The sequence below is a fragment of the Dyella sp. genome (assembly GCF_035277725.1).
Classification (GTDB): Bacteria; Pseudomonadota; Gammaproteobacteria; order Xanthomonadales; family Rhodanobacteraceae; genus Dyella_B.
The window spans coordinates 1-13,679 of record NZ_DATEJY010000160.1 but is presented as its reverse complement, the minus strand read 5'-3'; the positions used below and the strand labels follow the sequence as shown (position 1 = coordinate 13,679).

The window sequence follows — 13,679 nt, the reverse complement described above, 5'->3', positions numbered from 1 at the left end:
TAATCCGTGAGAGCTACACATGACATCTCCACGTGATCCTGCGCGGCGAGCGGTGATGACAGCACTCGCAAGCCTTCCACTCATCGATCTCGCAGCGCAGGCTAGCAACGTCAGTGACATGCAGCGAACAGGTTCGCGCACGCTCGTCGCTTACTTCTCGCGCTCCGGAAACACACGCGTCGTCGCCGGACTAATTCATCGCGCACTCGGCACCGATCTCTTCGAGATCCGGCCCGCTCGCCCCTATCCACAGGACTACCTGGAAACGGTCGAACAGGCACGGCAAGAGCGCGACACGGGTTATGAACCTGCATTGGAGGCCAAGATCCCGAACATCGCGGCCTACGACACGGTGTATCTGGGGTTCCCTATCTGGGGAGAGACCACACCACCGATCGTCCGCGCTTTCCTCTCTGGGCACGATCTGTCTGGAAAAAACTTGGTCCCCTTCGTCACCCATGGCGGTTACGGATTGGGAAACAGCCCGTCCATTCTCGCCAGCCATGCACCGAGAGCACACCTTCGCGCAGGTTTTTCGATGCAAGCGGATCAGGAAAGGCAAACGATGGAGCGAGTGACTGGCTGGCTTAAACAACGAACGGAGTAATCCATGAAGCATCGCAAACTTGGTAATAGCAATCTAGAAGTCTCGACCCTCGGCCTTGGCTGCATGAGCATGAGTTCGGGCTACGGACCGCCTGCTGACAGGCAAGAGATGATCAAGCTCATCCGTGCCGCTCACGACCTCGGCGTTACGCTATTCGACACGGCCGAAGCATACGGCCCCTTCGCGAACGAAGATCTCGTTGGTGAGGCGCTCGCTCCCATCCGCGAGAAGGTGGTTATCGCAACCAAGTTCGGCTTCGATATCAATCCACTGACAGGCGAGCGTGGCAGTGGCACCAACAGCCGCCCCGAGCACATCAGGGTTGCGGTCGAAGGGAGTCTAAAACGGCTGCGCACCGATCACATCGATCTGCTGTTCCAGCATCGAGTCGATCCGCAGGTTCCAATCGAAGATGTGGCCGGTGTTGTCAAGGATCTGATCGCCGAGGGCAAGGTGAAGCACTTCGGGCTATCAGAGGCAGGCATACAGACGATTCGCCGCGCGCATGCTGTGCAACCGGTGACCGCCGTACAGAGCGAATACTCGCTATTCTGGCGCGGGCCAGAAGTGGAGCTATTACCACTCCTTCAAGAACTCGGTATCGGCTTCGTACCGTTTAGTCCGCTCGGCGCAGGATTTCTAACCGGCAAGATCGATGAGAGCACCAAGTTTGACCCGACCGATTTTCGCAATGTCGTACCTCGCTTCTCTCCTGAGGCACGCCGAGCAAATATGGCGCTCGTGGATGTGGTCAAGTCGGTAGCCGAACGAAAAGGCGCTACGCCAGCTCAAATCGCATTGGCTTGGTTGCTGGCGCAAAAGCCGTGGATCGTGCCAATCCCCGGCACTACCAAGCTGCACCGCCTGGATGAAAACCTGGGTGCCGCCAGTCTTGAGCTGAGTGCCGAAGATCTTACGCAGATCGACAAAGAAGTTTCGAAGGTCAAGGTGGAAGGCGAGCGGTTGCCCGAGGCTGCGTTGAAAATGACCGGACGCTGACGGGCCCTGGCGTATGTCGAAGCAGGCCGAGCGAAGGGCAAGGTCATCATCAAGCTCAAATGAACCTGACTTTCAACTTAGGTCCACTTCGGTCGAAAGCGGACGACAAGCTAGCTGCTTTCAGCACATACTTTGGTTGTCAAAGGGCCACCATCGACCCAAATCTGAAATTCCTAACCTATTGTTTTGCTTGCCCATGTACATACTTTGCTATCCAACGATAAGCAAAGTACGTACATAACAGCTGTTGGCTGCACAGACTTTGGTTTCCAAAAGTGCACAGACTTTGCTGTCATGCCCACCATCTCAAGACGTCTGCCGTCCGCTTCACATCATCTCGCCAGACGCCGTGGAAATCCGCCGTTAGGGTGCACGCACGTGTCCCTCGGTAGATCGTCATGCAAAAGCCATGTGTTCGTTCGCTCGTAGCGCTCAGCCTGCTGAGCAGCGCTTTGGCGTGTGCCTCACCCCATACCCATGCACCAGTCAACGTTCCGCTGGTTGCCAGTACGTGGCAAGCCAGCGGCAACGCAACGTTCATCACGCGTGAGGCGTTTCCAAACGGCATTCTCCAGGTGACGTCGGAAAGCGAGCGAGGTTTTGTCGTATCCAAAGATATTCAATTCAAAGACGGCACCATCGAATTTGACATCAAGCCGGTGGGCGAAGAATTCCCCGGCATTCGTTTCCACCAGAGAGACGACGGCAACGCAGACATGCTTTATATCCGCGTCAGTCCTGATTGCCCGGCCTCCCAGGATTGCCTGCAATATGCACCGATCGTCAATGGCCGCATCCTTTGGGACGTCTATCCTCAATATCAGGCGCCAGCACCGTTTCGCGAAAACGAGTGGAATCACATCAAGCTTGTCGTGTCCGGCAAACGCATGAGTGTGTATGTGAATGGACGAACCGAGCCATCGCTGTGCGTTGCACATCTGGAAGGTGGTTCGCCCATGGGCACGATTGCCTTCGAGGGCACGGCTTACTATGCCAACGTCGTGCTCGAACCTGGCGTCACCGATGGTGTCGATGACAAACCTTTTTCGGATCCAGCTGCCAACGATCACCGTTATCTCGTTCATTGGCAGGAGACCAACCCTGTTGAACTCGGCACGACAGAAGAACCCCATCTGACGAATGTGCCAAGGTCCGCGTCAAGTTGGTCCCCTGTGACTGCCGATTTCGGTGGTCTCATAAATCTCGCCAGAAACCACGCGCCCATTCCGAAAGGTCAGCCTCGCCAGTTCATCTGGCTGCGCACCACGATGCAGTCGGACCGCGATCAGGTACCACATATGTCGGTGGGTTGGTTGCGCGAGATCTGGGTCTATGCAAACGGCATACCCGTCTTCTCAGGCAAGAACCTATACAACGTAAAAGGAGGACGCAAACGCCCGGACGGTCGCCTCTCATTGGAAAACGGCAGCTTCGATCTTCCCCTGCACAAAGGTGCGAACGAGATCATGGTAGCCCTGGACGACAATACGCCCGACATGCGCGGGAGCTATGGCTGGGGCTTTATGATGCGAATGGATCAAGCTGCTGGCATCACGCAGAAATAACCACTGTATTCGATGGAAATAGGCGTGAGGGATGGGAGGATGTATATCGCGTCCCTTGCGCCTTGCTCTTAAAAAAATCGCGTTATGGCACGAAGACAAGTCATCGCGCTTGATTCCTCTTATGTTACAAATGCCCGGTAAGAAATTGCCTTAATAAATCAGGGGAAATCCAGAATGAAAGCAACGGCATGCGCAGTGCTGGCCATGGTGGGTTTGTCATTTGCGGTGCCGGCCGCAGCACAAAACATCCCGGCAAAGCCGCTAGTCGTTGACGATCCCGCCTACACCAAACCTCAGCAACTTGTGGACATTGGTGGCGGCCGTCGTCTCAACCTGTATTGCCGCGGCGAAGGCTCGCCCACCGTTGTATTCGATTCTGGCCTGGGCGACTCGACCGTCGCATGGGCGCTGGTTCAACCGACCATCGCCAGGAAGACGCGTACGTGTTCCTACGATCGCGCCGGCCTCGGTTTTAGCGATGCCGCCAAACGCCCAAACGATGCCAAGAACGACGCCGAGGATCTGCATGCCCTATTGCATGCCGCCCATATCGCCCCACCCTATATCCTGGTGGGACACTCTGCCGCTGGCTTGGCGGTGCGCGTTTACGCCGATCGCTATCGTGATGAAGTGGTCGGCATGGTTATCGTCGACGGCACGCACGAAGACCAATCCAAGCGCGAGGATGCCATTGGGCCCTTCAAAAAGGAGCAATGGGAAGCCACCCTAAAAGATACAAGCTGCCTGGACGCCGCCAAAAATGGTGCTATCGCTCAATCCTCCCCGGTCTACAAGAAATGTGTCGCGGACGAGGCTACCGAACCTCGTTATAGCCAGGCCATCAAAGATGCTGTTTTGAAATATGCAGCAACGCTCAAATGGCAATCAGCCAGCGCCTCCGAGAAAAAGAGCGTCTTCGATGCCAGCGCGGACGAGACACGCACCACCCGCAAGGATTTCGGGGACATGCCTATCATTGTGCTGACGCACGCGCCGCATCCATGGCCCAAAGATTGGACGCAGGCGCTGCAAGACCGGCATACGCTGGTATGGGAAGACATGCACAACGACCTCGCGGCCATGTCGACCCACGGCGTCAATGAAATCGTGCCGCATGCGGGTCATTACATCCAGTACGATCGGCCTGAAATCGTCATTGATGCCATTGATCAAGTCCTTTCGATCGCCAATAACCAGGCCTCGCAATCCGCAGTGGCTTCGAGCAAATAGCTGCGTGGCGCCAGGCCGGCCGCCCAGCCGACGGTCACGGCAACTGATTTCGAAAAATCTTTATTATCAATTCAAAGCAGACGTTGCTGTTATTTGTTAGCCGGGAGGAGCACGAATGATGGAGACGGGGGCGAGTCTTGGCATCAAAGAGCTGCATACCTACTGGGCGTGCGAATGCACGCCGGGATCGGCTGCGCCGCTACCGCAGGACGTCGCCAAGACCCTGCTGGCTGGCTTGCGGCTTAATGTGCTGGAAACCCTGCCTTACTTGCATCACCAACAGCCGAGTTATACACAATTCGAAGCCTGGATATGGGAGCGCAGTGGCGGCGAACTGACGGAAGCATCGCTGGTTCGCTTGCGACGTGCGCTCGCTGGTGAAACCGTCGGCGCCGAAGTTGGCAATCTCGACCACGTTGAAGGCTTGAGTGCGGATGAGCTCGCGCACTGGCACGAACATGGCTACGTCATTCTACGCAACGCGATCAGCGCAGAAGCGGCGGAAACCGCAGAGATAGCCATCTATGATTTTTTAGGCATGAGCCGCGACAATCCAAATACTTGGTACCGCGACTCACTGGCTCATTCCATTTGGGTGCCACTACTGCGGCATCCGGCGCTGGCGGCTAATCGTCGCGCACCACGCATTCATAAAGCCCATGCCCAACTGTGGGGACGCGAAGATCTCTGGGTAACCATCGACCAAGGCGGATTCAATCCGCCGGAGTGCGACAACTGGCGGTTTCCCGGGCCGCATTTGCATTGGGACGCCACGCTCGCTGAACCGCACTGTTTTGATTTACAGGGCATCTTGTATCTCACCGATGTTGCTGAGGACCAGGGGGCATTCAGCTGCGTACCCGGCTTTCACCGCACACTGAAACAATGGCTAAAAAGCGTCCCCGATGGCGCGAATGTGCATAGCCATGCGGGGCGCACGTTGACGATGAAGCCGATCGCCGCAAAGCGCGGCGACATGATCATTTGGCATCACCTGCTACCGCACGGCAGCAGCCCGAACCGCGCACAACGACCACGCGTCGTGCAGTATATGTCGCTGCGGCCTACGCGTTTTGCCTACACCGAAGAATGGAAGTCTTGATTCGTTGAATTGAGATCATGTGTAACTGAGGAGTATTTCAGCAGGTCACAAAGGCATTGTCTGCAGTGACCGCCTTCCGAAACGGACGCCTTGAAAATTAACCAGCTGGACAGCAAAAACCAGGAGCGAACAATGAAAGCAAAGTCGATTCCCATCCTGTGCCTTGGACTTCTGTTAATAACCAACCTCGGAAACGCTGCACCTTCCCCCGCTGCCGGACACATCACCGGCGTAGGCGGAGTCTTTTTCAAGGCGAAGAATCCAAAGGCGCTTGCGGCATGGTATCGAGATGTTCTTGGGCTGCCCGTGGAGGCCTGGGGCGGCGCAGCCCTCCACTACGACGCGCCACAGCATCCTCCCGTCCTGGCCTGGAATGCGTTTCCCGCCTCGACGACCTACTTCGCGCCATCGCCGGCTGACTTCATGATCAACTACGCCGTCGACGATATGGATGCTCTATTGGCGCGATTGCATGCCAAGGGTGTCGCCGTTCTTAAGCGTGATGACAAGGATCCGAACGGCCGCTTCGCCTGGATTTTGGATCCCGAAGGAAACAAGATCGAATTGTGGGAGCCAAAGCATTAAGTATTCGCAATACCTGCCATGGCGATAGGCTCGGCGCATACTGGACCTCGCGCATTGCGCCGCCCCAAAGCGCCCCCACTCCTGAAAGACAAAAGGATCATCGATGCAAACACGATTCGCCGCGGCCTTTGCTCTTCTATTGCTCGCAGCCCATTCAAACCTCCATGCAGCGACCCGTCAATCCTTTCCCCTGAATTCCTCCACGGGTAAGTTGCTTATTGAATGCTTTTCAACTTGCTCAGATGTTACACGCCCTGCGGTGCTTATCCTGAGTGGCAGCAAAGGATTTGGAGCCCCTGCTTACGATGACATTGGGCAGACCTTCCGCGACGAGGGTCTGAATGCGTACCTTGTGCACTATCTCAATCCAAAGGACCTGGATGCCATCGAAAAAGCCGGCAGTTCCCATGCCCGTGAAACCTATTACGCGACACGTCAGTCCGCATGGATTTCGGACATAAGCGACGCCATTCTTTACTTCAAAAATCGGCCTCATCAGGTGGGCAATGTTGGCGTCGTTGGGATATCGCTAGGCGCAGAGATGGCCGCAGCCACTTCGGCCAATAGAAAAGACATCGGTGCACTGGTGATCGTCGACGGCGGCTTTCCTGACGGGTATTCGCAGCCCGTGCACGCGTTGCCTCCGCTCCTGCTGATTTGGGGAAGTGACGATCATGCGTTCCCGTTGTCGATAGGCATCGATTTGCAGCAACTGGCCCATCGGCTCGGCCAGGCCGCAAAGCTGGATGTATATAAAGGTGAGTCGCACGCTTTTTTTGTGAGAACCGACACGTCGCAAGCGCATGCCGCTCACCTAAGCACGGCGCAATTTCTTGTTTCGCAGCTTTTACCTCGCAAGCCATGATGCACTGCAAACGTCCGCTTCACCCCTCCCACGCCCCGCTTGCCACATAGACAATGCCCGTCGCCACAGGTACGGCTACACTCGTTCGCCATGAACCTGTTAGCCAACCCATCGTCAGCGGGCATCCACACCGACCACGGCGCGACGTCTCCTTCCAAAACCTTGCCCACGCTATGGGCACTGTGGGCGGCATTCTGGCTGCTCATGATCTGCGTTGCCTTGGAGGATTCGCTCCGCGATCCGCTCACTCATTGGTGGGAACCGGTTCTATGGGAAGGAAGTTCTACGCTGGTGTTAACCGTGTGGATGTTGCTTGCAGCCCGGGTTCGCGGGCGCTATGGGCCGTATCTGGACAAGCCCTTGATCTGGTTTGGTTGCTACCTGCGATGGTTGCCATTGGTGGCCGTCACGTTCATTGCCGCCGTGTATTCAATACGTGAGGGTGCATACGCGCTGATGGGCCGCACCTATGCGCACTCGAGTTGGAGCTTCGTTCTTTTATACGAGAGTTCCAAACTGGCTATTTTTACGGGGCTTTGGCTCGGCGTTCTGTTTGGCATCGATTCCTATGGGCAGTGGCAGCTCCAACGGCATCGTTTGCTGCAAACACAGAAAGCATTGACCGAGGCGCAGCTTGCACAGCTGCAGGGCCAGCTGCGTCCGCATTTCTTGTTCAACGCACTCAATACCATCTCGGCCTTGATGCATACGGACGTGGCACGCGCTGACCGATTGGTGGCGGCGCTCGGCGATTTGCTGCGCGTCAGTCTTCGATCGATGGATAGTGAGATGACGCCGCTCGCTGAAGAACTTCGCACCCTTGAGCTATACGCGGACATCATGCGCGAGCGGTTCCGGAGTCGCGTGACGCTGACCTGGCAGGTCGATAAGACACTTCTGGACATACCTGTTCCGGCATTGCTGCTGCAACCACTGCTTGAAAACGTGTTCAAACACGCTGTCGAGCCTACGGTGACACCCGTGCACATCACTATTGGTGTACGGCGCGAAAACGGCGCCCTGGAAATCGTCGTCAGTAACTCGGGTTCCCTGCTGGCCCCGGAGCATCGTAACGGGGTGGGATTTCGTAACTGCCAGGAACGGCTGAGCATCATCTACGGCAGTGCGGCGTCCCTGTTGGTTCGCAACGAGGGCGACGGTGTTGCCGCTCGCGTTTTGATACCGCCGACGAGTCATCTCGCATGATGCGCACGGTGATCGCCGACGACGAGGCGCCGGCTCGCCAGAAACTGGAGCGCTGGATAGCCAAACAATCGGATATGGCAGTGGTCGGATCGGCCGAGGATGGGCTGTCCGCGGCACAATGCATCGAACAATGCCGTCCGGATGTGGCGTTTCTTGATGTGCAAATGCCGACCTTGTCGGGGCTGCAGGTGGCCGCGCAGCTTGAGCCGTCCAACGCACCACTGATCGTGTTTGTGACGGCCTTTGACGAACATGCGGTGAAGGCGTTTGACCTCAATGCGGTCGACTATTTGCTCAAGCCTTATGACCTGGATCGTTTCACGCGCACTGTGGAGCGGGTGCGGAAAAGGCTGCATGCCCATGAGTCTGGCGCGACGGCGGTAGCGATGGGGCGAGCACGGGCGTCTGTTTGCGAGCGCCTGCTTGTGCCGGATCGCGAACGGCTGCAACTGATCGACGTGGCGTCCATTGAATGGCTGGAGGCCGACGACAACTACGTTCACGTGCATACGTCTTCGCGCAGTTATCTGTTGCGCAGGACATTGCAGGATCTCTTATCGCAGTTGGGTGAGCAGCGCTTCGTGCGGATCCATAAATCGACGGCGGTGAATCTTAGTTGCATCGGATCGCTAGCTCCGCTCTTCAAGGGCGACTGCGAAATTCATTTGCATAACGGCCGCATTCTTCGACTTAGCCGGCGATATCGTGAAGCATTATTCGCGTGTATGAGAACGCGGGGAATACCGCACCCCAACCCTCCCCGCTACACATAGGGGAGGGATCAGATATACGCTCAAACCCTACGACATATCGGCATCGCGCCCGGACCTAGGTTCAGGGCAAACAACCGACCTATTTAATGGATGCATCCATGGCCGTGACCAGCATTCGAGTTCAGAGGGCTATTCCCGCGTACCTGCAGGACAGCATGCCGATACTCGCCATTGCCGTGCTCTTTGGCATAGCCCACATGCTGACCAACGGACAGTACGGTTTTCATCGGGACGAATGGCAGTTCCTGAGCGATGCACAGCAACTGGATTGGGGCTTTGTGCCCTACCCGCCACTGACCGCCGCACTTGAACACCTCGGTCTCAAGATGTTCAGCCTGTCACTCGTGGGATTGCGGCTGTTTTCGGTGATCGCGCAGGTCCTGGTGATTCTCGCCAGCGGCCTGATGGCTCGCGACCTGGGCGGTGGGCGGCTGGCGCAAGCCTTTGTGGCGTTCGCGGTCGCGCTGTCACCGCTGCCGATGTTCGAGGCGACGGAATTCCAGTACTCCTCATTCGACCTTTTGTGGTGGGTGCTTATCGCCTGGTGCGTGATTCGCTTGCTGCGCGACGATGAGCCGCGTTGGTGGGTAGCAGTTGGCATACTCGCCGGTCTTGGCATGCAAACCAAATATTCGATAGCCTTCGAGCTTGCCGGCGTACTGGCGGGTGTGCTGCTTACCGATGCACGGCGATATGTCACCAATGGCTGGTTCTGGGCCGGTGGCGTCATCGCGCTGCTCCTATTTGCCCCCAACCTCGTTTGGCTCATCAGGCACGATTTCGTTTCCTACCATTTTCTGCAAAGCATCCATGCGCGTGATGTCGGCGAAGGTCGTGCGGATGGATTTTTGCGCGGCCAGTTTCTGATGAACGCCAACCTGTTCGCCGCGCCTGTTTGGCTGGCGGGTTTGTTCGGCTACTTCAAGGACCGCCGTTATCGCATGCTTGCGTGGATGTATGCGGTACCACTGCTGCTGTTCCTGCTTGCGCGCGGGCGCTTCTATTACACCTGTGGCGCTTACCCCATGCTTCTCGCCATGGGAGCCGTCATGGGTGATCGATGGTTGCGCGGCATGCGTACTGCATGGCGTATTGGTGTTACCGCACTGATGTTTACGGGCGTGTTCGCCATTGGCGTGTATGCATCGCTTCGTATCGTGCCCTTCGCATCAAGCGGCCCGTTGCGGGATTATGCGCTTCGTCACAATGGCGATCTCCGCGAAGAAATCGGCTGGAACGAACTCGTGGCAAACGTGGCAGCCATTCGCGATGCCTTGCCTGCCGAACAGCAAGCCAATCTTGCCATTGGCGTCGGGAATTACGGCGAGTATGGCGCCATCGCCCTGCTCGGCCCGCGCCATCACCTGCCCATGCCGATTACCATCGTCAATTCCGGATGGCTACGCGGCTATCCGCAGACGCAGCCAAGCGCCGTGATCCTGGTGGGAAATTCGAAGGAAGATGCCGATCGTCTTTTCAGCGACTGCCGCCTGGCCGGTCACAACACCAACGCGCTGGGCGTCGCAAATGAGGAAAGCCAGTATCACCCCGATATCTTCGTGTGTACCCACCTGCGTAGACCGTTGAGCGAGCTTTGGAAGCGTGGCCCGGAATTTGGATAAGTGGTCGCGCAAACCGGCCGACGCCTGAAGGACGGCATTTGCAGCCATCAAATGGCATGAATGAAATCCACGCTTTTCAGTGCCTTGGTTACCGGCCTATCATTGGATAAAGGCATTAGCTGCATCCCTTCGACAAGGAGCGAGCCCATATGCGCTTTAAACGCCACTACCCAGGTTATGCGTTGGTTTTCGGCCTCTTATCGCCCATCGCCATGCTTTGTGGGGAGGCTGCCTTCGCATCGCCCTCGGCAGGAACGGTGCCGGCCTTTTTGTCCCACATAGTCGTGACGTTAGAAAACGGTCAACCCGACTCAAAACCTGAAGATATCGTCGCTTGCAACCAACAGGTAACAGCGCCTGATTCCCGGTACCTTGGCCTTATGGTCACAGCCCAATACTGGATTGACCCAAAGTCGCGGATCATGAACGCGTCATTGTCGATACCGTCGCCACACACCACCCAGCGGCTCGGGTACACGATACCGCTATCGCCGCTTGGCCTTCCGAACCAGTACGCCTTTGGCGCATTCCGGCCCAAGGCGCTGCCTGATGCATACGTGCTGTTTTCGATTAGCCCCGACTTGAAGACGTCGACATCCGCGGTGCTGCTTCTTAACCCAAGCAAGGGTTACAACTGCCTTGTCACCAGTGATTCGATGCCCTTCGACAGTGGGTTGAGTTCAGCGTATGCAACCGGCAAAAAATAACGAAGAAGATGATTCCTGAGTTCAGCTGAGGCGCCAATGAGGTGAGTGATCGCAACCACGCTCATTGCGCAGATGCAGTGCGTTTCATCTTCAACGTCAGCCAGAGGGCAGACATGAGAAAGTACAAGCCACCGAACGCGGCATACGGCGCAAGCTTGGCAATACCGGGAGCCGCCCCGAAGGATTGCACAATAAAGAAAATGCCTGCCAGCGCCGACTGCGCGCCACTGATCATCATGAAAGCCTGTCCACCCAGCTTGCGGCGTCCGATACCCACCGCCAGTTGAAATAAGCCTGCAAGAAGCGCCCAAGCACCGAACACCAGCACAGCACCGGCGTTACCGTGCAAGGCAAAGGCCACTCCCATGCATACCGCTGTGATAATGCTGACAAGCGCGTTGAACTTTTGTCCCGGATTGTTTTGCAAGCCGCCACTTCGTTGCGCGTCGATCACGTTCGCGACTGCGTCCCATGCTGGATAAAGCACAAGAAGCGCGCCAACCAGGGGAAGCGGTCCGGCGGCGAAGAGGAAGGCCAGGGTGACCCAGGCAAACGCGACAATCGCTCGAAGAAAGTAGAAGTTCCGCAGCACGTTCATGGGGCCGATCCTCAAGTAAGTTCATGTAACCTACTAGTAGGTAGACAGCCCTGTCAAGGATAAGTTTTGGCGGTTAATCCTCCGGAGCTGAGAGCATTCTCAATCTCCCGTCCATGGATTTACCTACCTAGTGATAGGATGCCCGCTATGACTACGACCACCCAGCAAAAACTTATCGACTCCGCTCGGCATCTCATTCAAACCCGCGGCTACAACGGCTTCAGCTACGCGGACGTCGCTGAAGAGGTACAAGTTCGCAAGGCAAGCATCCACCATCATTTTCCCGGCAAATCCGACTTGGCGCGCGCGGTGGTTGAACAATCCCGTGCGCTGATCGTGGAGCAGACACGCTCGCTTAATGGCGGCGCCTTCGATCCGGAAGAGCAGTTGCGCATGTACACCGGCTACTGGGAAAAATGCATTGCAGATGCGTCGGCGCCTTTTTGTGTCGCGGGGATGCTTGCCAGTGAATTGCCCACCCTGCCCGCCGATCTCGCCAGCGATGTGCAAGCGCACTTTCGCGATTTATCCACTTGGCTGGAAATCGTGTTGACGCGGGGAGCGCAGTCGGGCCGCTTTGAATTGCAAGGCTCAGCGCGCCAGGAGGCCGAATCGTTCATGGCCATGGTGTATGGCGCCATGCTGGCAGCGCGGGCCTATGGCGATCCCAAGATCTTTGGGGAAATCGTAGCGACCGGATTGAACAGGCTCATACCTTCGAAGCGGCGCAAAGCTAGCCCCAAAGAAAACAGGGGTAAATAAACCGGAAGCCACGTAGGCTGGGATGAAATCCCAGCTTTTCTACAGATGCCGATGCTGGGATTCCATCCCAGCCTACGTGCGCATCTATACTCGGCCAATGCGCCTCACCCTGCCATCCATCCGACGTTCGCTGCCGCTGCGTGTGCTCGCGGCCATCGCGTGGTGGATGCTGGTGTTGCCCGTGTTTGCGGCGAACATGCCTATGACAGCAACGGTGGGCGCCATGCCAGCGATGCACGCCGCCAACGCCACGATCCATCACTCGGTTTCCGTCTGCGGCGCCACGAGCATGCAAACGGGTTGCTGCCCTGATCATCATCGCAGCGCGCACCATCTGGGCTGCACGTGCCACTGCCCGGCGTCGTGCACGGGCCTGCTTTTGTCGACCGATTATGACGCCGCATTGGCTTTCGTCGTTTACGCAGACGAAGGCATGCTCGCCGTCGCTAATGCACCATCACCGGACGCCACTCCTCCGCTCAGGCCACCGGCCGCCTGACATCGCAACGCCGTCGCACGCCACACGCCGTCGCTGATCCGCGATGACCCGGCGTGCCTGTACGGCCGATGTGCGAATCGCGATCGGCCTTTCACTCATGGCTCTGAAAAATACATCAATGAAAATCCCAAACACCGCAACAAAGCGCTCCCTCGCTATCGCCATCACCCTTCTGATGGGCTGCGCTCATGCCAGCCATCTTTTCGCTCAGGCCAGCGATGCGCCGGCCGATGTCAGGAACGTGCTTTATGCCAATGACAAACTCCTCCTCAACGCCATTCATCGTGGTGATCGGGAAACGTGGGCGCGGTTGACCACCTCCGATTTCATGTATGTTGAAGAGGGGGAGGTCTCCCGGCGTGACGCGTTCTTGCGCGAACTCGAAGAAGACGGCCACCTTCCGCTGATCATTCGCAATTACGAGGTAAAGATCATTGGCGACACTGCACAGGTCTTTCATCAGGACGATGTGCCACAACGCCCTGGCGGCGTCGACGAAAGCAAGAGTCATCTGCTCATGACGGAAACCTGGCAGCGCATCGACGGCAAGTGGCTGCTT

At 57.0% G+C, this 13,679-nt stretch carries 15 protein-coding genes; 14 read left to right on the top strand and 1 reads right to left on the bottom strand.

Annotated features, from left to right (window positions below; translation table 11 throughout):
- The first annotated feature begins 55 nt into the window (after positions 1 to 55).
- The 11 genes from VJR68_RS14485 (at position 56) to VJR68_RS14435 (ending at position 11,261) form a co-directional block, all read left to right on the top strand.
- Positions 56 to 607 carry a flavodoxin gene (locus VJR68_RS14485; protein ID WP_324148760.1) on the top strand — a complete coding sequence of 184 codons (552 nt, stop codon included), beginning with the start codon at positions 56 to 58 and terminating at the stop codon, positions 605 to 607.
- 3 nt (positions 608 to 610) lie between these two features.
- Positions 611 to 1,606: an aldo/keto reductase gene (locus VJR68_RS14480; RefSeq protein WP_324148758.1), complete on the top strand. Its 996-nt coding sequence runs from the start codon at positions 611 to 613 to the stop codon at positions 1,604 to 1,606.
- A gap of 398 nt (positions 1,607 to 2,004) precedes the next feature.
- Entirely contained in the window at positions 2,005 to 3,171 is a 1,167-nt protein-coding gene (locus VJR68_RS14475; protein WP_324148756.1) for a family 16 glycoside hydrolase, read from the top strand.
- Between the two features lie 174 nt (positions 3,172 to 3,345).
- Positions 3,346 to 4,401 (top strand): alpha/beta hydrolase, encoded by a 1,056-nt coding sequence (locus VJR68_RS14470; RefSeq protein ID WP_324148755.1) that lies wholly within the window; start codon positions 3,346 to 3,348, stop codon positions 4,399 to 4,401.
- 115 nt (positions 4,402 to 4,516) lie between these two features.
- Positions 4,517 to 5,503, top strand: a complete 987-nt coding sequence (locus tag VJR68_RS14465) for a phytanoyl-CoA dioxygenase family protein (RefSeq protein ID WP_324148754.1) — start codon at positions 4,517 to 4,519, stop codon at positions 5,501 to 5,503.
- A 90-nt stretch (positions 5,504 to 5,593) separates the two neighbouring features.
- Positions 5,594 to 6,088 (top strand): VOC family protein, encoded by a 495-nt coding sequence (locus VJR68_RS14460; protein WP_324148753.1) that lies wholly within the window; start codon positions 5,594 to 5,596, stop codon positions 6,086 to 6,088.
- A gap of 103 nt (positions 6,089 to 6,191) precedes the next feature.
- Positions 6,192 to 6,953 (top strand): dienelactone hydrolase family protein, encoded by a 762-nt coding sequence (locus tag VJR68_RS14455; protein ID WP_324148751.1) that lies wholly within the window; start codon positions 6,192 to 6,194, stop codon positions 6,951 to 6,953.
- Between the two features lie 90 nt (positions 6,954 to 7,043).
- Positions 7,044 to 8,159, top strand: coding sequence for a sensor histidine kinase (locus tag VJR68_RS14450; RefSeq protein ID WP_324148749.1), 1,116 nt, complete (start codon positions 7,044 to 7,046; stop codon positions 8,157 to 8,159).
- The gene (locus tag VJR68_RS14445) at positions 8,156 to 8,932 is read left to right on the top strand and encodes a LytTR family DNA-binding domain-containing protein (RefSeq protein ID WP_324148747.1); all 777 of its coding nucleotides are present in this window, start codon (positions 8,156 to 8,158) and stop codon (positions 8,930 to 8,932) included. The genes VJR68_RS14450 and VJR68_RS14445 overlap by 4 nt, the downstream gene beginning before the upstream one ends.
- Positions 8,933 to 9,030: 98 nt before the next feature.
- Positions 9,031 to 10,554, top strand: a complete 1,524-nt coding sequence (locus VJR68_RS14440) for a glycosyltransferase family 39 protein (protein ID WP_324148745.1) — start codon at positions 9,031 to 9,033, stop codon at positions 10,552 to 10,554.
- A 149-nt stretch (positions 10,555 to 10,703) separates the two neighbouring features.
- The gene (locus VJR68_RS14435) at positions 10,704 to 11,261 is read left to right on the top strand and encodes a hypothetical protein (protein ID WP_324148743.1); all 558 of its coding nucleotides are present in this window, start codon (positions 10,704 to 10,706) and stop codon (positions 11,259 to 11,261) included.
- Between the two features lie 61 nt (positions 11,262 to 11,322).
- Here the strand turns inward: VJR68_RS14435 and VJR68_RS14430 are convergent, their stop codons facing one another.
- Positions 11,323 to 11,859 (bottom strand): hypothetical protein, encoded by a 537-nt coding sequence (locus tag VJR68_RS14430; protein WP_324148742.1) that lies wholly within the window; start codon positions 11,857 to 11,859, stop codon positions 11,323 to 11,325.
- 147 nt (positions 11,860 to 12,006) lie between these two features.
- Here VJR68_RS14430 and VJR68_RS14425 point away from each other — a divergent pair, with 147 nt between their 5' ends.
- The 3 genes from VJR68_RS14425 to VJR68_RS14415 all read left to right on the top strand — a co-directional run.
- Positions 12,007 to 12,621: a TetR/AcrR family transcriptional regulator gene (locus tag VJR68_RS14425; protein ID WP_324148740.1), complete on the top strand. Its 615-nt coding sequence runs from the start codon at positions 12,007 to 12,009 to the stop codon at positions 12,619 to 12,621.
- A 76-nt stretch (positions 12,622 to 12,697) separates the two neighbouring features.
- On the top strand, positions 12,698 to 13,120 hold the full coding sequence (locus VJR68_RS14420) for a hypothetical protein (RefSeq protein WP_324148738.1): 423 nt from the start codon (positions 12,698 to 12,700) through the stop codon (positions 13,118 to 13,120).
- Between the two features lie 43 nt (positions 13,121 to 13,163).
- Positions 13,164 to 13,679, top strand: a 516-nt coding sequence (locus VJR68_RS14415; protein ID WP_324148736.1) for a nuclear transport factor 2 family protein, incomplete at its 3' end; no start/stop codon positions are given.

Coding starts and splice junctions, on each gene's coding strand:
- VJR68_RS14485 (WP_324148760.1), top strand. CDS start 56: ATGACAGCACTCGCAAGCCTTCCACTCATCGATCTCGCAGCGCAGGCT.
- VJR68_RS14480 (WP_324148758.1), top strand. CDS start 611: ATGAAGCATCGCAAACTTGGTAATAGCAATCTAGAAGTCTCGACCCTC.
- VJR68_RS14475 (WP_324148756.1), top strand. CDS start 2,005: ATGCAAAAGCCATGTGTTCGTTCGCTCGTAGCGCTCAGCCTGCTGAGC.
- VJR68_RS14470 (WP_324148755.1), top strand. CDS start 3,346: ATGAAAGCAACGGCATGCGCAGTGCTGGCCATGGTGGGTTTGTCATTT.
- VJR68_RS14465 (WP_324148754.1), top strand. CDS start 4,517: ATGATGGAGACGGGGGCGAGTCTTGGCATCAAAGAGCTGCATACCTAC.
- VJR68_RS14455 (WP_324148751.1), top strand. CDS start 6,192: ATGCAAACACGATTCGCCGCGGCCTTTGCTCTTCTATTGCTCGCAGCC.
- VJR68_RS14450 (WP_324148749.1), top strand. CDS start 7,044: ATGAACCTGTTAGCCAACCCATCGTCAGCGGGCATCCACACCGACCAC.
- VJR68_RS14445 (WP_324148747.1), top strand. CDS start 8,156: ATGATGCGCACGGTGATCGCCGACGACGAGGCGCCGGCTCGCCAGAAA.
- VJR68_RS14440 (WP_324148745.1), top strand. CDS start 9,031: ATGGCCGTGACCAGCATTCGAGTTCAGAGGGCTATTCCCGCGTACCTG.
- VJR68_RS14435 (WP_324148743.1), top strand. CDS start 10,704: ATGCGCTTTAAACGCCACTACCCAGGTTATGCGTTGGTTTTCGGCCTC.
- VJR68_RS14430 (WP_324148742.1), bottom strand. CDS start 11,859: ATGAACGTGCTGCGGAACTTCTACTTTCTTCGAGCGATTGTCGCGTTT.
- VJR68_RS14425 (WP_324148740.1), top strand. CDS start 12,007: ATGACTACGACCACCCAGCAAAAACTTATCGACTCCGCTCGGCATCTC.